21 protein-coding genes are annotated in these 21,753 nt (G+C 66.9%); 8 read left to right on the top strand and 13 right to left on the bottom strand.

Features of this window, described 5'->3' with window-relative positions:
- Positions 1-59: 59 nt before the first annotated feature.
- Positions 60-1,661 carry a PucR family transcriptional regulator gene (locus AC3IMC_RS01625; RefSeq protein WP_490916688.1) on the top strand — a complete coding sequence of 534 codons (1,602 nt, stop codon included), beginning with the start codon at positions 60-62 and terminating at the stop codon, positions 1,659-1,661.
- A 51-nt stretch (positions 1,662-1,712) separates the two neighbouring features.
- On the opposite strand, the gene AC3IMC_RS01620 is transcribed toward AC3IMC_RS01625, so the two are convergent.
- The 4 genes from AC3IMC_RS01620 to AC3IMC_RS01605 all read right to left on the bottom strand — a co-directional run bounded on the left by AC3IMC_RS01620 (position 1,713) and on the right by AC3IMC_RS01605 (position 5,988).
- Positions 1,713-2,276, bottom strand: coding sequence for a dihydrofolate reductase family protein (locus AC3IMC_RS01620; protein ID WP_490916687.1), 564 nt, complete (start codon positions 2,274-2,276; stop codon positions 1,713-1,715).
- A 47-nt stretch (positions 2,277-2,323) separates the two neighbouring features.
- Positions 2,324-3,148 (bottom strand): IclR family transcriptional regulator, encoded by an 825-nt coding sequence (locus AC3IMC_RS01615; protein ID WP_490916685.1) that lies wholly within the window; start codon positions 3,146-3,148, stop codon positions 2,324-2,326.
- Positions 3,149-3,225: 77 nt separating this feature from the next.
- On the bottom strand, positions 3,226-4,479 hold the full coding sequence (locus tag AC3IMC_RS01610; protein WP_490916684.1) for a M24 family metallopeptidase: 1,254 nt from the start codon (positions 4,477-4,479) through the stop codon (positions 3,226-3,228).
- A 114-nt stretch (positions 4,480-4,593) separates the two neighbouring features.
- Entirely contained in the window at positions 4,594-5,988 is a 1,395-nt protein-coding gene (locus tag AC3IMC_RS01605) for an MFS transporter (protein ID WP_490916683.1), read from the bottom strand.
- Positions 5,989-6,295: 307 nt separating this feature from the next.
- Between AC3IMC_RS01605 and AC3IMC_RS01600 the strand changes: the two genes are divergently transcribed.
- A complete protein-coding gene (locus AC3IMC_RS01600; RefSeq protein WP_490916682.1) occupies positions 6,296-6,763 on the top strand; it encodes an LpqB family beta-propeller domain-containing protein in 468 nt (155 codons plus the stop codon).
- Positions 6,760-8,493: a DUF5671 domain-containing protein gene (locus AC3IMC_RS01595; protein ID WP_490916681.1), complete on the top strand. Its 1,734-nt coding sequence runs from the start codon at positions 6,760-6,762 to the stop codon at positions 8,491-8,493. Before AC3IMC_RS01600 ends, AC3IMC_RS01595 begins: the two co-directional genes overlap by 4 nt.
- A gap of 72 nt (positions 8,494-8,565) precedes the next feature.
- Here the strand turns inward: AC3IMC_RS01595 and AC3IMC_RS01590 are convergent, their stop codons facing one another.
- On the bottom strand, positions 8,566-8,973 hold the full coding sequence (locus tag AC3IMC_RS01590) for an SRPBCC family protein (protein ID WP_490916680.1): 408 nt from the start codon (positions 8,971-8,973) through the stop codon (positions 8,566-8,568).
- The gene (locus tag AC3IMC_RS01585) at positions 8,970-9,284 is read right to left on the bottom strand and encodes an ArsR/SmtB family transcription factor (RefSeq protein WP_490916679.1); all 315 of its coding nucleotides are present in this window, start codon (positions 9,282-9,284) and stop codon (positions 8,970-8,972) included. The genes AC3IMC_RS01590 and AC3IMC_RS01585 overlap by 4 nt, the downstream gene beginning before the upstream one ends.
- Positions 9,285-9,408: 124 nt before the next feature.
- Here AC3IMC_RS01585 and AC3IMC_RS01580 point away from each other — a divergent pair, with 124 nt between their 5' ends.
- Positions 9,409-9,768 (top strand): VOC family protein, encoded by a 360-nt coding sequence (locus AC3IMC_RS01580; protein WP_490916678.1) that lies wholly within the window; start codon positions 9,409-9,411, stop codon positions 9,766-9,768.
- A gap of 65 nt (positions 9,769-9,833) precedes the next feature.
- Here AC3IMC_RS01580 and AC3IMC_RS01575 read toward each other — a convergent pair whose 3' ends face one another.
- On the bottom strand, positions 9,834-10,607 hold the full coding sequence (locus AC3IMC_RS01575) for a methyltransferase domain-containing protein (protein ID WP_490916677.1): 774 nt from the start codon (positions 10,605-10,607) through the stop codon (positions 9,834-9,836).
- Between the two features lie 241 nt (positions 10,608-10,848).
- On the opposite strand from AC3IMC_RS01575, the gene AC3IMC_RS01570 reads away from it, so the two are divergent.
- The 3 genes from AC3IMC_RS01570 to AC3IMC_RS01560 all read left to right on the top strand — a co-directional run bounded on the left by AC3IMC_RS01570 (position 10,849) and on the right by AC3IMC_RS01560 (position 14,061).
- Entirely contained in the window at positions 10,849-12,204 is a 1,356-nt protein-coding gene (locus AC3IMC_RS01570) for an MBL fold metallo-hydrolase (protein WP_490916676.1), read from the top strand.
- Between the two features lie 104 nt (positions 12,205-12,308).
- Entirely contained in the window at positions 12,309-13,547 is a 1,239-nt protein-coding gene (locus AC3IMC_RS01565; protein WP_490916674.1) for an NYN domain-containing protein, read from the top strand.
- 37 nt (positions 13,548-13,584) lie between these two features.
- Positions 13,585-14,061, top strand: coding sequence for a GNAT family N-acetyltransferase (locus AC3IMC_RS01560; RefSeq protein ID WP_490916673.1), 477 nt, complete (start codon positions 13,585-13,587; stop codon positions 14,059-14,061).
- Between the two features lie 43 nt (positions 14,062-14,104).
- On the opposite strand, the gene AC3IMC_RS01555 is transcribed toward AC3IMC_RS01560, so the two are convergent.
- Positions 14,105-14,560, bottom strand: a complete 456-nt coding sequence (locus tag AC3IMC_RS01555; RefSeq protein WP_490916672.1) for an SRPBCC family protein — start codon at positions 14,558-14,560, stop codon at positions 14,105-14,107.
- A 261-nt stretch (positions 14,561-14,821) separates the two neighbouring features.
- Between AC3IMC_RS01555 and AC3IMC_RS01550 the strand changes: the two genes are divergently transcribed.
- The gene (locus AC3IMC_RS01550) at positions 14,822-16,435 is read left to right on the top strand and encodes a phospholipase D family protein (protein WP_490916671.1); all 1,614 of its coding nucleotides are present in this window, start codon (positions 14,822-14,824) and stop codon (positions 16,433-16,435) included.
- Between the two features lie 67 nt (positions 16,436-16,502).
- On the opposite strand, the gene AC3IMC_RS01545 is transcribed toward AC3IMC_RS01550, so the two are convergent.
- From AC3IMC_RS01545 to AC3IMC_RS01525, 5 genes are all read right to left on the bottom strand, one after another.
- The gene (locus AC3IMC_RS01545) at positions 16,503-17,567 is read right to left on the bottom strand and encodes a hypothetical protein (protein ID WP_490916670.1); all 1,065 of its coding nucleotides are present in this window, start codon (positions 17,565-17,567) and stop codon (positions 16,503-16,505) included.
- Positions 17,568-17,588: 21 nt separating this feature from the next.
- Positions 17,589-18,455, bottom strand: a complete 867-nt coding sequence (locus AC3IMC_RS01540; RefSeq protein WP_490916668.1) for a phosphatidylinositol-specific phospholipase C/glycerophosphodiester phosphodiesterase family protein — start codon at positions 18,453-18,455, stop codon at positions 17,589-17,591.
- Between the two features lie 198 nt (positions 18,456-18,653).
- The gene (locus AC3IMC_RS01535; protein ID WP_490916667.1) at positions 18,654-20,099 is read right to left on the bottom strand and encodes an HNH endonuclease signature motif containing protein; all 1,446 of its coding nucleotides are present in this window, start codon (positions 20,097-20,099) and stop codon (positions 18,654-18,656) included.
- Positions 20,100-20,111: 12 nt separating this feature from the next.
- On the bottom strand, positions 20,112-20,453 hold the full coding sequence (locus tag AC3IMC_RS01530) for a hypothetical protein (protein ID WP_490916666.1): 342 nt from the start codon (positions 20,451-20,453) through the stop codon (positions 20,112-20,114).
- Positions 20,453-21,652, bottom strand: a complete 1,200-nt coding sequence (locus AC3IMC_RS01525) for an acyl-CoA dehydrogenase family protein (protein ID WP_490916665.1) — start codon at positions 21,650-21,652, stop codon at positions 20,453-20,455. Before AC3IMC_RS01525 ends, AC3IMC_RS01530 begins: the two co-directional genes overlap by 1 nt.
- Between the last annotated feature and the right edge of the window lie 101 nt (positions 21,653-21,753).

The raw sequence follows: 21,753 nt of genomic DNA, 5'->3' as shown, positions 1-21,753 counted from the left end.
ATCACAAGCAACAAGATACGATGTGTCGAACAGATTCTCCTAATACGTTACGGAATGTCGTGTCAGTCCTTCTCGGCGAAATACTTGCCCATCCTGCCCTTGCTGCCGCCGATCCGGTGGTCCATCCGATGGGGGTGGACGCTGGCTCCCAGCCGGTCCGCTGGGTGCACTCGAGCGAAGTGCTGGACATCGCTCCCCTGCTCCGCGGGGGTGAGCTGCTGCTGTGTGGCGGCATCACGCTCGCAGCGGCCAGCCCGGCCAAACGCGAGGACTATGTCCGGGAGCTGGCCCAGCGCGGCATCGCAGCCCTGGCGGTTGAGACCGGCGGCGTGCTGCCGGAGATACCGGCCGCCATGCTCGAAAAGGCCGCGGAGTTCGGCCTGCCGGTGGTGGAGCTGCGCAAGGTGGTGCCGTTCGTGGGCGTCATGCAGGCGATCAACTCCATGCTGGTCAGTGACTCGGTAGGCCATCTACAGCAGGCGGACGCCGCCACCCGTGCCATGGCTGCCGAACTTGCCCATGGCGCCTCGCTCGACAAGATCCTGGGCGTTCTGGCCGGCATCACCGGTTCTGCCGTCAAGCTCACCTCCCCCTGGGGAGTCACCATGGGCAGCGCCGTGCCGGAGGGCTGGAGCGGCGGGGTGGACGCGGAAGCCGGGGAAGGAACAGCGGACGACGACGGCTCCGGGGCGGGCGCGCACGGCGCCTTTTACTCGGTGGCCGGCGGTACGGTCATCAACGTGGACATTCCCGTGCGCGGGGTCCTCATGGGACGGCTCGAAGTGCATGTGCCGGAAGCTGCGGACACCGCGCTGGCGCAGGTGGCCGGGGAACGCGCCGTGGACATCCTGGGCCTGGCGCTGCTGCAGCACACACCTCCCGGGCTTCATGCCCTGGCCGGCGCCGAGCTGATGCGCGCGGTGCTCAACTCCGCGCCCGAGTGGCGCCTGGAGCAGCTGGCTCCCGGCGCCGGCTTTCCTGCTGACTCCCCCGCCGTGGTGGCGGCGATCCATGCCGCCTCACCGCAGGAGCTGCGTGGCGCCGTCGAAAACTTCCTCGGCTCGCGCCGTATCCCCTGCGCCGCCTACCTGGACGACGCGGAGCTGGTGGTGATGATTGGCCTGCCCTGCACCGGGACGGCCGGTGAACGGCGGGCGCTCGTGGAGTCCCTGCAGGCCCTGGAAGGGGATCACGATGCGGTGATCGCCGTGGGGCCGGCGGCCGGCGGGGTGGCAGAGGCTGCGTGGTCACTGGCGGAGGCGCGCCGGGCCCTGGACGTGCGGCAGATCCGGCGGCGCAATGCGTCGGCGCGCAGGCGGTACCCGGCCCGCGGCTTGGTGGTTATCGATGCGGAAGACGTCGCGGTGGAGAGCCTGGCCCTCACGGTGGTCGACGCTTCGGCGCGGGAAGCCTTTGTCAGCCGGCAGTTGGGGGCGGTCCTGGAGCATGACGCCCAACGGCAGTCGCAGCTGCTGGAGACCTTGCAGGTGTGGCTGGACTCCGGCTGCAACACGGCGCAGTCCGCCCGCGAACTGCACCTGGAGCGGCAGTCGATGCACCACCGGCTGCAGCGGATCTTCGAGCTGTGCGGCGGTGATCCGCGCGGCACGGGGCGGCTCGCGGCGCTGCACCTGGCGGCCCGGCTGGCCGGGCTGCCCTGACCGGTGGACGACGGGGCATGGCAACTCTCCCTTGGGGCAGATGTCGGGCGCTCAGCGCCTGACTTCATACCTGGCAAGGAGCACGCCGTCGGGGAACGTCCGGGTCTCCACGAGGCGAAGGTTTACCCAATTGTCCAAGGTGGCAAAGAACGGGGTGCCGCCGCCCACCAGAACCGGATGGGTGACCATCGCGTACTCGTCGATCAGCCCGGCCCGCATGGCCGCCGCGGCGAGTGTGGCACCGCCAATGTCCATGGAGCCGCCGTCGCCGGCCTTCAGCCGGGCGATCTCGGTGACCGCATCGCCTGCCACAAGACGGGCGTTCCAGTCCACCGTCTTGATCGTCGAGGAGAAAACCACTTTGGGCATGTCCCGCCAGCGGCGGGCGAACTCCACCTGCGCCGGCGTGACGCCAGGCTGCTGGTCGGCCGTGGGCCAGTGGGAGCTCATCGTCTCCCACAGCTTGCGCCCGTACAGCGCGAGGCCCGTTGCCCCCACCCGGTCGGACCACCATTGGAACAGCTCGTCATTTGGCGCACTCCAGCCGAGGTCGTCGCCGGGCCCGGCGATGTAGCCGTCCAGGCTCACGTTCATGGCAAAAGTCAGCTTGCGCATGGCGCCAGTCTCCCCTGGGCTTTATCCCGTGTACAGACTTGCCTGCGTCAGCCCGCAGTCCGGCCGCCCAGGCGGGTGGTCACCTTGGCGGCGGCAGCCACGCAGGCTTCGCCCAGGCTCTCGAACTGCTCCCGGGACACCCGGAACCGTGGCGCCGGAATCAGGACGGCTGCCACCACGTCTCCACGGTGGTCGCGGACGGGCGCGGCAACGCCAACCTCGTCCATGGACGATTCGCCATAGTTGCCCGCCCAGCCACGCCGCCCCACTTCCTGAAGCCGTGCCTCGTAAGCTTCCAGGCCGGCGTCGTCCAGTCCCGGATAGGTGATGGTCCCGCTCCGCAGGAGTTCGCGCACCCGCTCGGCGGGCAGGGTGGACAGGAAGACCTGGACCGAGGCGCTCATCGCGTCCCGGTAGCGTGCGCCCAGTGGAGTGGTGTGCTTGATCTGGTGGTGGCTGGCGATCTGCTCCACGCAGACGGCCTCGTCCCCGTTCCACAGCATCAGCGCGCTGGTTTCCCCGGTCTGCTCGGCCAGCTGCCGCAGGACGGGGTAGGCGACCCGGCGCTCCTCCATCTCGGCCAGCAAGGGCCCGGCGACGGCGATCAGGCCCAGGCCCAGGCGGAACCGCTTGGTCTCGGGATCCCGCTCCACCAGGTTTTCCTGCTCGAAGGTTGCCAGGATCCGGGAGACGCTGCTTTTGTGCATGCCCACCCGGTTGGCGATTTCCGTGACGCCGAGCAGGGGTTCATCCGCGGTGAAGGTGCGCAGGACGGCGATGGCATTGACGACGACGGAAGCGCCTTTCGCGTCCGTCCCGCCGTTGGTGCCGGTTCCGTTGCCGTTGGCGTCTTTGGCTGGTGCAGGAGTCATGGTGGACACCATCTTTCCTCATAAAACGCCGGAAGCGGCGCCACGTGTCCGTGACGCCGCCTGGGCGGTGCTGCTGGTTAGGCCTCGATAATGTTCTTCTCCGGGCCGAACGGGAACTTGGTGATGTTCTCCACCTTGTCCTCGCCGATAACCAGGATGTCGTGCTCGCGGTAGCCGCCGGCGCCCGGCTGGCCGTCCGCCACGGTGATCATCGGCTCCATGGACACCACCATGCCCGGTTCGAGGACGGTGTCGATGTCCTCGCGCAGCTCCAGGCCGGCTTCGCGGCCGTAGTAGTGGCTGAGGACACCGAAGGAGTGGCCGTAGCCGAAGGTGCGGTTGGCCAGCAGTCCGTGGCTGATGTAGATCTCGTTGAGCTCGGCGGCGATGTCCTTGCAGACGGCGCCGGGCTTGATGAGTTCCAGGCCGCGGCGGTGCACCTCGACGTTGATGTTCCACAGCTCCAGCGAGCGCTCGTCCGGCTGGCCGAGGAAGAGCGTGCGCTCCAGGGCGGTGTAGTAGCCGGAGGTCATCGGGAAGCAGTTGAGCGAGAGGATGTCGCCCTTCTGCAGCTGGCGGGTGGTGGCCCAGTTGTGGGCGCCGTCGGTGTTGATGCCGGACTGGAACCACACCCAGGTGTCGCGGACCTCGCGGTGCGGGAAGGTCCGGGCGATCTCGTGCACCATTGCCTCGGTGCCCGCGAGGGCAACCTCGTACTCGGTGATGCCCTCACGGATGGCCTTGCGGATGGCCTCACCGCCGAGGTCGCCGATGCGGGCACCGTGCTTGATGACTTCGATTTCCTCGGCGGACTTGATCATGCGCTGGCGCATGGCGTCCTGGGAAACGTCCAGGAGTTCGGCGCCCGGGAACGCCGCTGCGATCTTCTCGCGCGTCAGGCCGGGAAGGAAGTCATCCTCGACGCCGACGCGGGTTGCCTTGACGCCGCGCTGGCGCAGGGCCTCCTGCAGGCCGAAGTAGAAGTTGTCGCGGCGCCAGTCGGTGTAGACGATGTTCTCGCCGTAGGAGGTGCGCCACGGCATGCCGGCGTCGATGTTCGCGGTGACCGTGACCGAGTCATCCGCGGTGACCACCAGGGCGTAGTTGCGGCCGAAGGTGGTGTACAGGAAGTCGGAGTAGTACTTGATGCCGTGGTAGCTCGTCAGGATGACGGCATCCAGGTCCTTGGCGGCCATGATCTGGCGCAGTCCGCCCAGGCGGCGCTCGAACTCTGCGTCGGAGAACGTGAGCTTGCCCTTGGAACCGTTGTGCAGGACCTTGAGGCGCTCGAGCTCTGCGATGGAGGATGCGTTGTCGGCGGTGATAGTCACGTAAGTGTGCCTTTCTGGGTGTGGTTGGGTTCCAGCGCCGCTGTGTTTGCGGCGCTGCTGGTTGTGATGTGAAGGATGGTGAAGGGGACCCGGGGCCGTTTGGACGTGTTCAGATCAGACGTGCTGGAGCGGCTTGCGCGAGGTTTCCGCCGCGAACAGCACGGCCAGCAGGGACACCGCTGATGCCGCCACCAGGTACCAGCCGGGAGCGAGCTTGCTCTGGGTCAGGCCGATCAGCAGGGTGGCCATGAAGGGTGCGGTGCCGCCGAAGAGGGCGTTGGAGAGGTTGAAGCTGACGGCGAAGCCGCTGTAGCGGACCTTGGTGGGGAACAGCTCGGCCAGGAAGCTGGGCAGCGTTCCGTCGTTGAGGGTGAGCATGCCACCCAGCAGGATCTGGACCAGCACGATGACCAGGAAGTTGCCGGTGTCCAGCAGCATGAAGGCCGGCACTGTGAGCAGCATGAACAGGACGGAGGCGGTGATCAGCATCCGCTTGCGGCCAAAGCGGTCCGAGGCCATGCCCGTGAGGAAGATGAAGCCGATGTAGCTGGCCAGGGCGATGGTGGTGGCCAGGAAGGATTCGGTGGAGCCGAAGCCCAGTTCCTCCGAGAGGTAGGTGGGCATGTAGCTGAGGATGACGTAGAAGCCGACGGCGTTGAGCAGCACGGCTCCGCAGGCGACCACCAGCTGCTTCCGGTAGGTCCGGAACATGTCGAACACCGGCGCCTTGACGGCGTGCTCCTCCTCGGCGGCCAGGGCGCGGAAGGCGGGGGTGTCCTCAAGCTTGGTGCGGATGTACCGGCCGATCAGGCCCATGGGGGCGGCGAGGAGGAACGGCAGCCGCCAGCCCCAGTCATGCAGCTGTTCCGTGCTGAGGACGGAGCTGAGCAGTGCCGCGATCAGCGAGCCGAGGAGCAGCCCGGCGGCGGTGCTGGCAGGCACGACGGCGGCGTAGAGTCCGCGCCGGTTGGCCGGGGCGTACTCCACCAGGAAGGCGGAGGCGCCGGCGTACTCGCCGGCTGCCGAGAAGCCCTGGACCACACGGACCAGCAGCAGCAGGACCGGTGCCATGAGGCCGATGGTGGCGTAGCCGGGGATGAGGGCGATACAGAAGGTCGAGACGGACATGATCACGATCGAGAGCGACAGGGCCTTCCGCCTGCCGACCTTGTCACCAATGTGGCCCCAGACGAAGCCGCCCAGCGGGCGGACGAAGAAGGAAATGGCGAAGACGGCGAAGGTTGCCAGCAGCGCCGTCTGCCGGTCCGCCTCCGGGAAGAAGACCGAGGAGATGACGGCGGCAAGGTAGCCGTACACGGCGTAGTCGAACCATTCGACGAAGTTGCCGATGAAGCTGGCCGTGACCACCCGGCGTCGTACATCTTTGCTGGGTGCCTCGTAGCTGGCCGCTTCTTTGTTGGGCGTGGCGCTGTCAGCGCCGGCCGGAGCAAGGCCGCTGGCGCCATCGGCAATGGCTCCTGCTCCGGGAAGGTTTGATTCGGTGCGCATGTAACCACCAGTGAGAGTTAGAGTTGCACTGCTTGCAACGTGGTTGTCCCAACATAGGTCGTGATGCGCGCCACAGTCAATAGCTCTTTGAGTAATTGCATCCAATATTTCCAGCGCCAGCACGTAGACGTAAGCGGCACGGCGCGCCGCTCCATCGGCAGCGACGGTAGTTGCAACAGAAGCAACATAGTTGGGGGATGCGAAGAAACTTGCCCAGAAGTCCGGGAACGGACGGAGTACGCACCCAAGGGAGAAACGGGCCGAAAGGCACAGGCCCAATCACCCCCGACCAGCGCATACTTGCGGCATGGACGACCACGCAGTGCGAAAACCGGACCGGATCCTGCTGGCGATTGTCGGCGTCGTAGTTGTGCTGGTGGTGGTGGCGCTCGCGGTCGTCTTCTCCCGCGGCGGACCGGCCCCGCTGGATGCAGCCAGCCCGGCGGGTGTGGTGCAGCGGTACAGCGCCGCGGTGATCGACGGCGATACTGCCACCGCAGAGTCCTACCTCACCGACGCCGCGCGATCCATGTGCCACGGTTCCTACCCGGGGGCGCCACGGCCCACGCGGGTGGTGCTGATTTCGACGACGGAGCGCACTGATACCGCCACAGTGAGAGTCTCGCTGGTCCAGACGTCCCCGGGCGGCCCCTTCGGTTCGTCGGAGTATGAGTCGGAGGACGCCTTCTCCCTCACCAAGGTGAATGGAAAATGGATGGTCGACCAAGTGCCCTACCCACTGATGTCCTGCACGGGAATCCCGGTGAAGCAATGACATCGCCCGTAGCCACCACTCCCCCGGCTGCGCCCGCCGGCGGAACCTTGGCGTCCCTGCGCCGCCTGATCCTGTATGTCCTGTTGTTCGCCCTGGTGGTCATCGCGGCCACCGGCCTCAGCGGGCTGTTGGAGCGGCTGTTCACGTCCGCCTCCGTCCTGGTGTCCGGTGGCGTGGCCGGGCTCGCACTGTCCTTGGCCTTCACCCTGATCGGCGGCCCGCTGGCACTCCTGCTCTGGTGGTTTGTCTGGCGCCGGTTGGACGACGAATCGGAGCGGACGGCCGCCGGGTGGGGCTTCTACCTGACCGGGATGTACGCATTCTCACTGATCCTCTTCACTACTTCCTTCCTGAATCTCGCCTCGTCCTTTATCGCCACCCAGAAAGCAGCATGGGAGTCGCCCCTGGCCAACGGACTGGTCTGGGCAGGCATCTGGCTGTGGCACCGGTGGATGTGGAAGCACCCCGCGAAACCGTCGACCCACCTGGAGGACGTGCGTGCCGTCGTCGGGTCCGTCTTTGGCCTGCTGCTTGGCGCCGGCGCAGGGATTGCCGCCCTCAGCGCCCTGCTCGACGTCGCCATCCGGGGCTTCCCGCTGACCGCAGCCGTGGAGCCGTGGTGGTACCCGGTACTGCGGTCAGTGGTGTGGGCGGCCGGCGGAGCCGTGGTCTGGTGGTGGCACTGGTTCCGTGAAGGCGGCCGGCGTTTCCAGACGGGGTTGGTGGACGCCGCCATGATCGCCGTGGGCATCTTCGTTGCCGGCGCCGCGGCCCTGGGCGGCCTGGGCGTGGTGCTGTTCGTGCTCCTGCGGCTCGCCTTTGACCGGAGCGATCCGGACAACCTGCTGCTGGAGCCCCTGGCCCCGGCCATTGCGTCGGCGCTGATCGGCGCCCTGGTGTGGCGCTACCACCGCAGTGAATCCGCCTCCCGTTCCACCAGGACGCGGCGCGCCAGCCTCCTGGTGACCTCCGCCGTCGCACTGGCGGCCGCCGCGTCCGGGGTGGGCGTGGTGGTCAACGCACTGTTGGCCGCCGCGGTGTCCCCGCTGGCCGGCACCGCCACCCGCACCCTGCTACTCGGCGGCATCAGTTCCCTGGTGGTCGGCGGCCCGGTGTGGTGGCTGGCTTGGAAGCCCCGGCACCAGCCGCGGACCGCCGCCGAGATTCCGCCCGGCCGGCGTGTGTACCTGGTGGCATTCTTTGGCGTCAGTGCGGTGGTGGCGCTCATTTCGCTGCTGGTGATCGGCTACCGGCTCTTCGAGTTCCTGCTGGGCGACGTCTCCGGCGGCAGCGTCATCGACCGGATCCGGGCGCCGCTGGGGCTGCTGGTGGCCGCCGGGCTCGTTGCCGGATACCACTTTGCCCTGTGGCGGCACGACCGGGCGCTGCTGGCAGCAGAGTCCCCCGGGGGCAGACGGGTGATCGAGCGCCTGACGCTGGTCTGCGCTCGTCCGTCGACTATTGCGGAGTCCGAGGCACTGGTGAGGGGCGTCGCCGAGGCGGTCGGCGGTGCCAAGGTGACGGCCTGGTGGCGGGCGGACGGCGGCGGGACGGCACCTGGTGGGCCCTCGCCCGGGGCAGCGGCCCCGGCTGCGGCGGACGTCGTCCGGCGCGTGGCGGCGGCGGTGGATGCTGCCGCGCTGGACGGCGCGCGGCACGTCCTGGTGGTCCTCGGACCGGACGCGCAGGCCCAGGTCATCCCGTTGGCGGGCGGCGAGCGCAGCCGATAGGCACCCTTGCGCGAGATGGCAGCTCGTGGCAGTCCGCGGCCCGAAAATTGCTTTGATCTGCCAGCTGAGGCGTCAGGAGACTCCGGCGAGGACCCCGTCAATGCGCGTCAGGAGGCCGGGCCAGCCGTTGCCCATCCCCTCGATGGCCTGCCGCCCCATGGGGGTGTCCAGGCGGAAGCCGGCGTGTTCGTGGTGAAGGATGGTGCCGCCGTCCACCGGCTCCAGCCGCCAGGTGATGGTGGTGTCCAGCATGCCCTCGGAGAAGAGGAAGCTGATGGAGGTGCCGGGTTCGACGGTGAGGACTTCGCACTGCTGTTGGCCCCAGGCGCCCATGTCCATGGTGAAGCGGTGGCCGACGGCGGGGGCGATGTCGCCGGGTGCCCACCAGCGGGCCAGCAGTTCCGGCGTGGTCAGTGCGGCCCATACTGCCGGGGCGGGGTGCGGGAAGCGGCGTTCAAGCCGGATGGCGTTCTCGGTCATGTCGGTTTCTCCTCGTCCAGAAGTTCTGCCAGGGCATCCAGCCGCTGGTTCCAGTAGTGCTCGAAGTGCTTCACCCAGCCGCCGATCTCGGCGAGGCCTGCGGGCTGGAGGTGGTACACCCGGTTCCTGCCCTGCCGCTCCTCCCGGACCAGCCCCGCCCCGCGGAGCACGGCCAGGTGTTCGGACGCCGCAGGACGGCTAAGATCCAGCAGGCCGGTCAGCTCCCCCGCCGTCCGTGGTCCTTGCCGGAGCTCGTCCAGAATGGTCCGCCGCGCGGGATTGGAGACCGCGGCAAAGATATCGGGGAGCACACAGGCAGTATATGTCGGAAATTTCCGACATATCAACCGGCCGTGGATTTCCCCGGCCCGGTACTGCCTTGAACGGTCCCATGCGGGCCTAGCCGGGCCGCAGTGGCGGGGTTAGGCTGGGCGGATGCTGACCATCGGAACGATCGTCCTCGGCGTCAACGACGTCGCCGCCGCCACCAACTTCTGGAACGCCGCCCTTGGCTATGTTCCGCGGGAACCGGGCGACGAAACGTGGGTGACCCTTGCGCCGGCGTCGGGACCTGGAGCCCACCTGTCACTCATGCTGAGCGAAACCCCGGTGCAGGACCACCCGCGGATCCACCTGGACCTGTACGCGGACGATCAGACCGCCGAGGTGGAGCGGCTCGTCTCGCTCGGCGCCAAGCTCGTCGACTGGGACCTCTACCCGGAGGACCCCGACTTCGTGGTCCTCGCCGACCCGGACGGCAACCGGTTCTGCGTCATCGACAAGAGCGCAGGGTAAGCGCACGGTCAGGGCCGTTTGGGTGGTGGAGTGCCACCACTACTGAGCGCGCGGAGCCGCGAGGTTCAGGCGCGCCTTGCTTCAATGCTGATGCTGACCACCCCGTACTTCGAGGTGGCCTTCACTGCCCGGCTGGAAAGGAACCTGTACGAGTGGTTGGGCCGGACCGTCTGGACATGCAGCCCTGCCGTCTCCAGTGCTGCAAGAAACCGGTCCTGCTGTATGGCCCCTCCAATGCAGGCCGCCCACAGCGAGGCATCGCATGTGACGTTGTCCGGCAACTGGACCTCGGAGACGATGTCGGCAATGGCGAGGCGGCCGCCCGGCCGAAGTGCGCGGGCGGCGGTTTCGAAGACCAGGTGTTTGTCGGGGACCAGGTTGATCACTCCGTTGGAGATCACACAATCCGCCCACCCGTCCGGGACGGCAGGTTCCTCTATTCGACCGGTTCGGAAGGCGACGTTGGAGAATCCGCTTCCCACCCTGCGCGCCTTCTCCACTTGTGCAGGGGTCATGTCGACGCCGGTCACGGAGCCGGACGGGCCAACAGCCAGTGCAGCAAGGAAGGTGTCCGTTCCCGAGCCGCTGCCCAGGTCAAGGACGTGTTCGCCGGGACGGAGTGCGGCCAGGTCGTGGAAGTAGCCCACGCCGGCGAATGACTCAATTGCGGCCGCGGGAATCCGGTCCAGATCCTCGGCGGGGTAGCCAAGACGCTCGGCGAGAAGCCGCCCGGTTTCGAAATGGAACTCCTGGTGCGGAAAGTTTGCCACCTGTTCGTACATTGAACGGACGCGGTCGTCCAGGTCGGCGGTATCGAGTTGTCCGGGTGTGCTGTCCACTGCTCCTCCTAGGAAGATTCCTTCGTCCTGCGTCTCCCAGCACCCTGTGGAACAGAGTGTCCTCGGGCGGAAACTGCGCGTCAAGCCCGATGTTTGCGCGTCCTTTCAACGGCGCGCAGACGACGGCGGGTGCGCATCCGCCGTCGTCCGCGTGGGTTGTGAAGGGCGGCGCGAGGGGTACCGGCCACCAATCGGCGGCGGTAACGTGACGGTCAGGCACCCATTCAAGGAGGAACCGGGCATGGAAGTCGTCACCATCGAAACGCCGCAGCTGGGCGACCGCACGTATCTTGTCCACGATGGCGAGGTGGGCGTGGTCATCGACCCGCAGCGGGACACAGACCGGGTGGAGAAGGCCATCGCCGACGCCGGCGTGAGGATCACGCACGTGGCGGAAACGCACATCCACAACGACTACGTCACCGGCGGGCTGCAGCTGGCCCGGGACCACAACGCCACCTACCTGGTCAGCGCGGAGGACGACGTGCCATATGAGCGACAGCCCATCTCTGACGGGGACACTTTGCCCGTGGGGCGGATGGTCCTCAAAGCGGTGGCAACCCCGGGGCACACCCACCACCACCTTTCCTACATCGTCTCGGACGGCGACCGGCAGGCCGTATTCTCCGGGGGCAGCCTGCTGTACGGCTCGGTGGGCCGCACGGACCTGGTCAGCGAGGAGGACACCGTGCCGCTCACCCACCACCAGTACGCCTCGGTTCGACGGCTGGTGGAGGAAGCGGCCAGCAATGCCGGGCTCTACCCGACGCACGGGTTCGGTTCCTTCTGCTCGTCGGGGCCGGCCAGCGGGGCGGAGTCCTCCACGATCGGCGAGCAGCTGGCTGAGAACCACGCCCTCACGGACCCCGATGAGGAGCACTTCGTCCGCGAGTTGATCCACAATCTCACGGCCTACCCCTCCTATTACGCGCACATGGCCCCGATCAACCTGGCAGGACCTACCCCACCGGACCTGGAGCTGCCCGGTTCCCTGGACGGGAATGAGCTCGCCGCCCGGCTGGAGCGGGGCGAGTGGGTGGTGGACCTGAGGAACCGCATCGCGTTCGCCGGCAACCACCTCAGCGGCAGCGTCAGCTTCGAGTATGGCGACGGCACCCAGTTCACCGCTTTCCTGGGATGGGTCCTGCCGTGGAACGAGAAACTGACTCTCGTGGGAGAGCGGCAGGACGTGGAGGACGCCATCCGTGACTTGTCCCGTATCGGCATCGACAACCCTGATGCCGCCACCGGTGCCGGGCCTGCCGAACTGGCTCCCGGGGCCGCCACCTCTTCCTACGAGAGCGTCGGCTGGACGGAAGTGCTGGGGCGGCCCAAGGAGGACCCCGTCCTGGACGTCCGCCGCACCGACGAGTTCGAGGAGTCCCACCTCCAAGACGCGGTGAACATCCCGCTCCATGAGCTGCTCCGGCGCATGGGCGAGGTGCCCGCCGGCCGGCTGTGGGTGCACTGCGGCTCCGGCTACCGCTCCGCCGTGGCCGCGAGCCTGCTGCAGCGCGCCGGCCGGGAGGTGGTCCACATTGACGCCAGCTTCCATCGCGCGCAGAAGGCAGGGCTCGCCCTTGTGCGTCAGGAGTAGGGAGCGGACGACGGCGGGTGGGCGCCCGCCGTCGTACTGCGTCCCTTTGCGTGTCGCTCCATGTTGTGGTCGCCCGTAGCCGGCGTTGCTGGCACACTGGCCCAATGAACGCGGCACTCACACCTTCGCGCCGGCCCGGCATCCGTGCCGCGATGTTTGTCGATTTCGACAATGTCTTCACAGGCCTGCAGGCACTGGACCCGCAGGCGGCAAAGCGGTTCGCGGAGGACCCCAAATACTGGGCGGACGCGCTGTCCGGCAGCGGATCCGGCGAGGGGGCGCGGCGCTTCCTGATCCGCAACTGCTACCTGAACCCGATGGTGTACTCGAAGTACCGCACGTATTGGACCCGTGCCGGCTTCCGGGTGATCGATTGTCCGTCCCTGACGCAACGTGGAAAGAGCAGCACGGATATCAACCTGGTGCTCGACGCGATGGATGCCCTCTCCGGAAGCGGCGGCATCGAGGAGTTCTTCATCGCCTCGGCCGATGCCGACTTCACGTCGCTGATCCAGCGCTTCCGCGCAGCCGACCGCATGACCACCGTCATCGCTGCCGGCGCAGTCGCCTTTGCCTACCGGGAAATGGCGGACCACGTGGTGGAGTCGCATGACTTCGTGGCGATCCTCAACGGCACCACGGCCGAACCGGTGCATGCTGTTGCTTCCGGGAAACAGCCGGAGGCCGCTGCGGCAGCGATAACGAAGGCAAGAACCTTGTCCCCCGCTGTCCGCGAGGTGGCAGAGTTCATCCGGTCCGCCCCTGGCCCGGTGGTGGGTGCGATGGTCGCGCACAGGGCGCTCACTGCCGACCCTTCGTTGAAGACGGACTGGGGCGGATTCGGAAAGTTTGGGACGTGGGTATCCCAGATCGGCAAGAACGTTGAGTATTCGGCGGCACAGGGCGGCTGGGTCTGGGACTCGAAGCGGTTCTCATTCCAAGACGTTCCCGTTCCCGCCGAGGTCCAGCAGGGGGTCGAGGAGCGGGTCACCCGGGTGACGGACGTGCCGGCGCTTTCCGCGGCCCAGTTCCGTCAGATCTTCGAGGCCATGGCGGAACGGCTGCGGGAGCAACCGCCCCTCAGCCGGACTGAACTGTCCCGTCAGGTGCGGGACGATTGCGTCAACGCCGGGCACCCGGTTTCGCGAAGTGCCGTCAGCTTTGTCCTGCAGGGCCTTGCCTACGCCAACTTCCAGCTCACCGACCAGGCGACGGCGCAGGAGTTAGCGGCAGCGTGGACCCACAACGTGGAAGAACTCTGCCGCGTGGCACTGCTGGAGTTCGACGCCGCAGAGAAGCAGGCCGTCCGCCGCTGGGCCAGCGGCGGACTCCTGGACAGCTGATCCCGCCGCACCTCGGGGAGCGGGTACATTAATGCCGATGATTTCCATTGACCGGGACGATCCCGCGCGCGCCGATGTGCACCAGCTCCTGAGCGAGCACCTGGCAGACATGTTCGCCACCTCGCCCGCGGAAAGCGTCCACGCCCTGGACCACTCAGCGCTGTCCGCGCCGTCGATCATGTTCTGGACGGCGCGCGAGGACGGGGAGCTGCTGGGGTGCGGTGCGCTCAAGCTCCTTGATGCGCCGGGTGGGGCGGCCCCTTATGGCGAGATCAAGTCGATGCGCACCGCTTCAGGCGCGCGGGGACGCGGCGTAGCCACTCGGATGCTCCGGCACATCCTCGACGACGCCCAGGCCCGGGGCCTTGAACGCGTCTGCCTGGAGGCCGGCACCGAGGACTACTTCGCTCCCGCGCGGCGCCTGTATACCCGGCACGGCTTCACTGAGTGCCCGCCGTTCGCCGATTACATTCTGGATCCCAACAGTGTGTTCATGGAGCTGCGCCTGGCCTAGTGGCCTGTCCGGGGCAGTCCCGCTGTCCTAGACTTCACCACGCCTACACTTCCCCACGCCAGCCGCCGGTCTCCGTGCCGCGGGATTCGATGAAGTCCTTGAACTTCCGCATGTCTGCCTTGACCTGCATCTCGTCGATCTTCAACGCCGCGCCGGCCTTTTCAGTGGCGGTTTCCGGCGCCCACTCGAAATGGACCTTGACCTTCGTGTGGCCGGCATCCACTGGTGTGAACCTGATGATCCCGGCGTGGGACTTGCCGTCGATGCTGCGCCACGCGATCCGGTCATCAGGCGCCTGGTCCACAATCTCGGTGTCGAACTCCCGCCTGACGCCACCTACGTTGGTCACCCAGTGGTTGGTGGTGTCCGTCAGCTGGGTTATCGATTCCACTCCGGACATGAACTGCGGAAAGGATTCGAACTGGGTCCACTGGTTGTACGCGGTCCGCACCGGGACTGCGACTTCGACGGTCTCTTCGACCTCTTCAACGTGTGCCATCTGCTTCCTCCTCCATGACGGACGGCCGCGGATCGGACCGGCAGCACTGGCCATCCTGCCAGTCAGGCAGCCGCCACCTTTGCACGATAAATCCGGCGGCTACCTCTGTCCAGACCCCCGGAATTGCCGGGCGGACGACGGCGGGTGGGCGCCCGGCGTCGTCCGTTCCACAGACGGGCACCTGAAGACATTGACCGTCCCCGTAGGCTACTGGGTAGGCCGGACACTGAGGGCGGCCCCGGGCCTCGAAGGGAACATCGAGTGGACAGTACTGCTGGTGACTGGTTCTTGAGCGGCGCCGAGCGGGGCAACGCGGCCACCGGCGTCCATGCCGGCGGCGCGGGATCCCAATCCTGGTCTGAGGGCAACCTCGTGCGGCCCCTCATTCATGGGGCCACGTATTTCGCCCGGCTGCAGGAGGAGCTGTCGGCCCTGAACGCCGGAGACCGGGTGTGGTTCACCGACTGGCGTGGCGACGGCGACGAGCGGCTTACGGAGGACGGGCCGACCATCGGTGGGTTGTTGGCGCAGTTGGCCCGGGCCGGAGTGGAAGTGCGCGGCCTGGTGTGGAGATCCCATGGAGAGCGCATCTCCGCACCCATGAGTGGCCTGGCCAACGAGCACCTCAGCAAGCAGATCAATGACGCCGGCGGTGAGGTGCTGTTGGATCAGCGGGTCCGCCTCTTCGGCTGCCACCACCAGAAACTGGTGGTCATCCGCCGCCGCGACGACGCTTCGAAGGATGTCGCGTTCGTGGGCGGGATCGACCTCTCCCACAGCCGCCGTGACGACGCCAACCACGAGGGGGACCCGCAGGCGGTGGACATGGACCCCCGGTACGGGAAACGGCCTCCATGGCACGACGCCGCCCTTGAGCTTCGCGGCCCGGTCGTGGCAGATGTGCTGGAGTTGTTCGCCGAGAGGTGGAACGACCCCCATCCCTTGGACCGGCGGACGCCATACCGGATGCTGCTGCAGCGCCTGGCGGACATGCCCCGGCACCCCAAGCCCTTGCCCGAAACGGCGCCGCCACCGCCGCCGGCAGGCCCCCACGCCGTGCAACTGCTGCGCACGTACGGCGTGAAGCATCCGCCGTTCCCGTTCGCCCCCGGCGGTGAGCGGAGCATTGCCCGGGCCTACACGAAGGCCTTCGCCCAGGCCCGCTCGCTGATCTACATCGAGGACCAGTACCTGTGGTCGGCCGAGGTTGCCGGCGGAATCGCCGCGGCCCTCGAACAGAACCCGGAATTGAACGTGATCGTGGTGGTACCCCGCTACCCGGACTCCGACGGTCCGCTCGGAGGACCACCCAAGCGGCTCGGGCAAATAAGCGCCATCCAGAAGATGCGCAGCGTTGCCCCGGACAGGTTCGGTGTCTTCAACCTGGAAAACAAGGCCGGGACGCCGATCTACGTCCACGCCAAGATCTGCATCATCGATGACGTGTGGTTTACCATCGGGTCCGACAACTTCAACCGCCGGTCCTGGACCGCGGACAGCGAACTGACCTGCGCGGTGGTCGATACCGCTGCTGCTGTCAGGGTGCCTTCCGTTGCAGACGACGGTCAGCAGGCTTCCCGCCCGCTGCCCTACGCGCTCCGGCTCCAACTCTGGGCAGAACACTTGGGCCTGGACCAGGATGATCCCCAGCTCCGCGACCCGCGGAACGGGCTCCGCCTGTTTGATGCCGCCGCCGACGCGCTGGACCACTGGCACGACGCCAACGACGGTTCGCCCCGGCCCATGGGCCAGGTGCGGCACCATCGGCCAAAGCCAGTCACGCCGCTCCAGCGCCTCTGGGCCGATCGCCTCAACCGGCTTGTGATCGACCCGGACGGCCGCCCCCGCAAGATGCGCGGCACCACGGAGTTCTAGTCTCCCGCCAAACAGAAAGCGGACGACGGCGGGTGGGCGCCCGCCGTCGTCCGCTTCCGTTTGGCGCCTACTGGCTGAAGGGGACCTTTTCCCAGCTCAGGATGTCGGCGCCCTTGGCGCTGTTGCCCGCCACTGTGAAGCGGACGTAGTCCACGGCGTTGCTGGCGCCGTCCACGGTGATGCGCTGCAAGTTGTCCGCGGCGTCCGAGCCGTAGATGCCCAGCCAGGGCGAGCCCGCCGCGAGGGGTTGGTTCGCGGCAAAGACGTGGCTGTCGCCGTTGATGAGGTAGACTGGAGCGTCAAAACTGTTGGTCTCCTCGACGATGGCCTGGACGATCCCGCGGAAGCCCGAAACGGTGTCCGGGTTGGCGGTGGCTGCCTCGAGCAGCGACGGATCGAACATGTCCGCCTGCTGCATGAGGACCACCGCGCGGTCATTGCTGCGGCGGGCGTCCGCGAAGGTCTGGCGGATCTGGGCGATCACGGCCTCCGTGCGGTGCTTCACCTCGGCAAGCTGCTCCGGGGTGGCAGTGGTTTTGCCCAGGCCGGTCCACGGCAGGAGGGAGTTGTTGCTGCCCTGGACGTTCAGCACGGAGAAGGCCACCCGGTTCTTGTCGAAGCGCACATCCTCGGGCAGCCCCAGGCTTTCCTGGCTCTTGACGGGCATCGTGGCGCCGAGCGTCTTGCCGGGTGCGTTGAAGAAGATCTCCCGCAGCTTGTCCAGCCGCTCCAGCGGGTTGTAGGCGCCGTTGTTGGTCCGGTGGCAGTCCACCCATTCGTTGTCACCGGGCGTGTAGACCAGCGGGTGCGCGAAGGTGTCGAACTGGGTGCGGATGTAGGAGAAGTACTCGTCGGAGCAGACGGAGGAGCCGTTCTTGATATCGCCCACGTGTGCTACAAACTTCAGGTCCTTGTCCGCGTTCAGGTCCTGGATGCGGGACGGGAACTTGGCGATCTCGGCTGCACCGTAGGGGATGTCGCCGATGGCGGCGAAGGTGAAGGCCTGGCTGCTGTCGCTGGTGCCGTCGCGTGTGACGTCTGCGGCGGTTTCCGCGAAGGCGGGCTGGGACGCAAGGAGGCCGAACGCCAGGGTGAGTGCCGCCGTCGTGATCTTCACTGTCTTTGAAGGCATGGGGATGGTCTTTCCGGGGGATTAGGCGCCGCGGGCGGTGAGGAACTGCTGGAGGCCGGCGAGGTCGTCGGTGTTGATGTGGTCCACTCCGGCGTCGGCGAGTTCGGTCCAGACGGCGTCGCGGGCGGCGCCGGGCTGGTCCGGGGTGGCCCAGAAGCGGACGCGGTAGCCGTTGGTGTGTGCGGTCTCAACGTAGGCGTGCAGCTTGGCCCGCTCCAGCTCCGGCATGGGGCCGACGCCCTGCCAGGTGAAGAGCTTGGTCCAGTTGTTGCTGACCAGCGGCATCAGGCTGGCGGGCATCCCGGACGTGAGGTCGCTGGCGCGTCCGTCGAAGAAGCTGAAGCGCTTGTCCTGCGCCTGCATGGTGGCCAGCGGACGGTTGCCACTGATGACGGCAGTGACGGGACCGGTCTTGACGTTGCCGTTCGTGTAGCGGCTCATGATGTCGCGGTGCTCGGACAGTTCCTGCTCGATGGCGGCGTACGTTGACTCACCCTCGCTCTTGATGTCGATCAGGAGCTGCAGGCTGCCGTTCCACTGGGGGTAGACGCTGTGGCCGGGCTGGCTGCGGACCAGATCCTCCAGCGGATCGAGGTAGAGGCTTTCGAGGGTGACGCCCTGCTTGGCATCGGCGAGGTCGTGGGCCACGCGGAGTTCGCCGTCCACCAGCCAGACGTCCGCTTCGACGCTGGTGAAGCCGTGTTCCAGTGCCTCGAACAGCGGGCGGTCATGCTCGTAGTCGTTGTGGGCATGCGTCCCGGCGAGGGGCTGGCCGACGACGACCGGCGCGGGCTTGGGTGCTTCAGCCTGGGCCGAGGCAGGGACTGCTGCCGTCCCGGCCAGGGACGCAAGAAGGGTGGCAACTGCGAGGGTGCTTTTCACGAACACGGAGTACTCCTGGTACCTCGGGGATTGTCCGCCCGGTGGGGGTGTGCCGGGCGCAAAGGGTGCGTGAAAAGACTGGTCGGCGTGCTGAAACGGTGTGCGGCTTGGTGGTTGCTGGGCGGTAAACGGCAGGGAACAAACTCCGCTGCCGCTTCGCCATGAGGCAGCAGGGAGCGGCACGGAGCGGCACGGAGCGGCACTCTATGAGGCAATAAGGAAGTCCACGATTGCCTCCAGTGGGCTTGTTTCTTCCGGCAGGCAGCCCGGGGGCCACATTGTCGGTTCCCTGTCCGGTTGTTCGGCGTTGTATGTGCGGCCCGTGGGTGAGATCCAGCCGGGCGGCTCGTTTTTGGTGGCCGGTGCGGGCGTCCAGCCTGTTCGATGTTTGAGTCTATGGTGTTTGGGGCACAGCTGACCCAAATTATGGATCCCGGTGCTTCCGCCGTGCTCCCAGGCGTTGAGATGGTCCGCTTCGTTGTCCTGGCTGGGGTTGCTGCAGCCGGGGAAGGTGCATTTTCCATCGCGCATCCGCAACCACCGCTTCAGCGATTCCGGGAGCCGGTAGCTGGTGCGGCCGATTTCGAGCGGCGCGCCGTCGCGTGGGTCCACCAGCACGCGGTAGAACGAGCCGGCACCTTCCGCGACAAGCTTGCGCGCCATCGATGCAGGGATGGGCCCGTAACCATCAAGCTCCGCGGGCTCCTCCGTGGCGCCGAGGGCGGAAAAGACCGGGACCGTGACCAGCACGTCCGCTTTGAGGGACGGCCCTGCCCCGAAGGAGTGGCTGGAATTCCCCAACAGCCGCTCTGCCGCTACATCCGCCTTGATCTGTGTGAGGGTCCGCGGCTCATTCGGGCCCTGCAGGCCGCGCGCCAAGGCGGTTGTCTTGTTCCAGATGGCACAGGCCTTGTCCGCGGCCATATGCAGCGAGATCCAAGCCATCCCGTTGCGGTCCGGGGAGTATTCCATCCGCCGATCTTCTACCGACTTCGCATGCCTGATCTCGAGGGACTCAGGATGATGGCGTTCCCGCCAGGCACGTACCTTCCGCCGGAAGCGGGCCGGTACCAACTCCCCCGCCGCGGCACCCCTGGCCGCGTTGGGGGCCTCGGGGTCCAGGAAGTGAGCCTCCAGCGCAGCGGCGGCGGCAGTGTCCAGCCCAGTGGTTTCATCGACGATGATCCTCGCGTGCTGCCAGGAAATTTTGCCGGCCTGCAACGCATCCAGCGCCGCCGGCAAGGACGTGGTCAGCGCGTGTGCCTCACCCAACAGTGCGGACGCGGCACGTTCCCCAATGGTGAGAACGCAGGCAACCTCCGTCACCTGGCTGATTTCGCGGGCTGTTGACTCATACGCAGTTTGCGCCGGCGCCTCCAGCGCGTCTGCCGCCTTCGCGTAGGTGGCCAGCAACTGGACTTTTGCCGCCGCTGTGGCGGCTTCCATCCGGGCCACAATGCCCAGCCCGTCCAGGCATGACTCGGAAAGCTCACGCAATGGATCCGCACCAGCGTTGCGGGCGTCCGAGGCCGGGGCGTCCGGCGAACAGGGCAGTATGGCGGCAAGCTCGTCAGCCAGCCCGGCGAGGGACGTGATGGCAGCGGCCAATCCCGCCGTGCCTCCCACTCCGACTACCGCTGTTGTCTCCATAGCCAAACTCTGTCACGGGGGTCTGACATTGTGACTTCGGCTGCTGCGCAGTGACTTCGGCTGCTGCGCAGCGGCCAGTGCGGGCAGCCTTGGGTTCGTCGTGATCCCCTCGCCGTGCATTTCTTTGGCCCGGCGAAGATCGACCTGGGCATTGGCGCGATCATCAGGCTGCTGCTTGTGGCGCGGATCGCCTTCAACATCGGCCCCAGTGACCATGCTGCTGAAGGCCCCATTGCTGAAGAAAATCGGCTGGTAGATCTCCGGGACGCCCGGGCAGAAACCAATCCACCTGCGCTTCGGCTCTGACCGCCGGACCGACAGTACCGGCGGCCGCACGTCCGCGCGGAAGGACATCACCCCTGACGGAACGCTGAAATGCCCGTGATCCGCTGGCCCAGGATCAGTGTATGGACCTCGTCCGTACCCTCATACGTTCGCACTGATTCAAGGTTGTTCGCGTGCCGCAACGGCGAGAAGTCCAAGGTGATTCCGTTTCCGCCAAGGATGGTGCGTGCCTCACGGCAGATGGCAATGGCCTCACGGACGTTGTTCAGCTTTCCTACGGAGATCTGCACCGGTTCCAGCGTCCCGGCGTCCTTCAGACGCCCTGTATGAAGCGCCAGCAGCGTTCCCTTGTGGATTTCCAGCAGCATATTCACCAGCTTTTCTTGTGTGAGCTGGTAACCGGCGAGGGGCTGGCCGAACTGGAGCCGCTCCTGGGCATAGGCGAGAGCGGTTTCATACGAGTCCCTCGCGGCGCCCATCGCACCCCAGATGATTCCGTAGCGGGCTTCATTGAGGCACGAGAACGGGCCGCTGAGCCCGCGGGCACCGGGCAGGAGTGCAGAGGACGGCACGCGCACCCCATCCAGCGCGATGTCACATTGGATTGAGGCGCGCATGGACAGCTTCGAGTCAATGGGCGTCGCGGTGAAGCCAGGGGTGTCCGTCGGCACGATGAACCCGCGGATACCCTCAGCGGTGTTGGCCCAGATGACCGCAATTTGGGCCACGGAGGCAAGCCCGATCCAGCGCTTTGCCCCGCTAATGACCCAACCGCCGTCTCCGTCACGCGCCGCAAATGTCGCCATACTGGAAGGATCGGAGCCGGCCGTCGGCTCGGTGAGTCCGAAGCAGCCGATTTTCTCGCCCCGCGCCATTGCGGGCAGGTGCTCGTTCCGCTGCTCCTCGGACCCCCACTTGTGAATGGCACTCATGGCCAGGGAACCCTGGACGCTGACGAAGGTCCGAAGCCCAGAGTCGCCGGCTTCCAACTCCATGGCGGCGAGGCCGTACTCGACGGCGCTGCGGCCTGGGCATCCGTAGCCCTTCAGGTGCATCCCGAGGACTCCCAACTTCCCGAGCTCGGGAACAATCTCGAGCGGGAAGCGGGCGTCCTCGTACCAGCCGGCGATGTTGGGCCGGATCCGTTCATCCACGAAGTTACGGACAGTGCTGCGCAGCTCCAGTTCCGAGGGGGTCAGGAGGCTGTCGAGGTTGAGCACGTCGTCGAAGACCAGGGCGGGTGCGGGTGCGGGTGCGGTTACGGTCACAGTGGTTCTCCTGGCGGGTCAAGGGGCGGCTGGCGTCGGTCCGGGCGTGATATGCACCACGCGGTGACCTGAACCACTGTGCCAGTCCGATTGCCACCAGA

This window comes from Arthrobacter sp. E70 (assembly GCF_058266945.1).
This window is presented reverse-complemented; position numbering and strand designations above follow the sequence as displayed.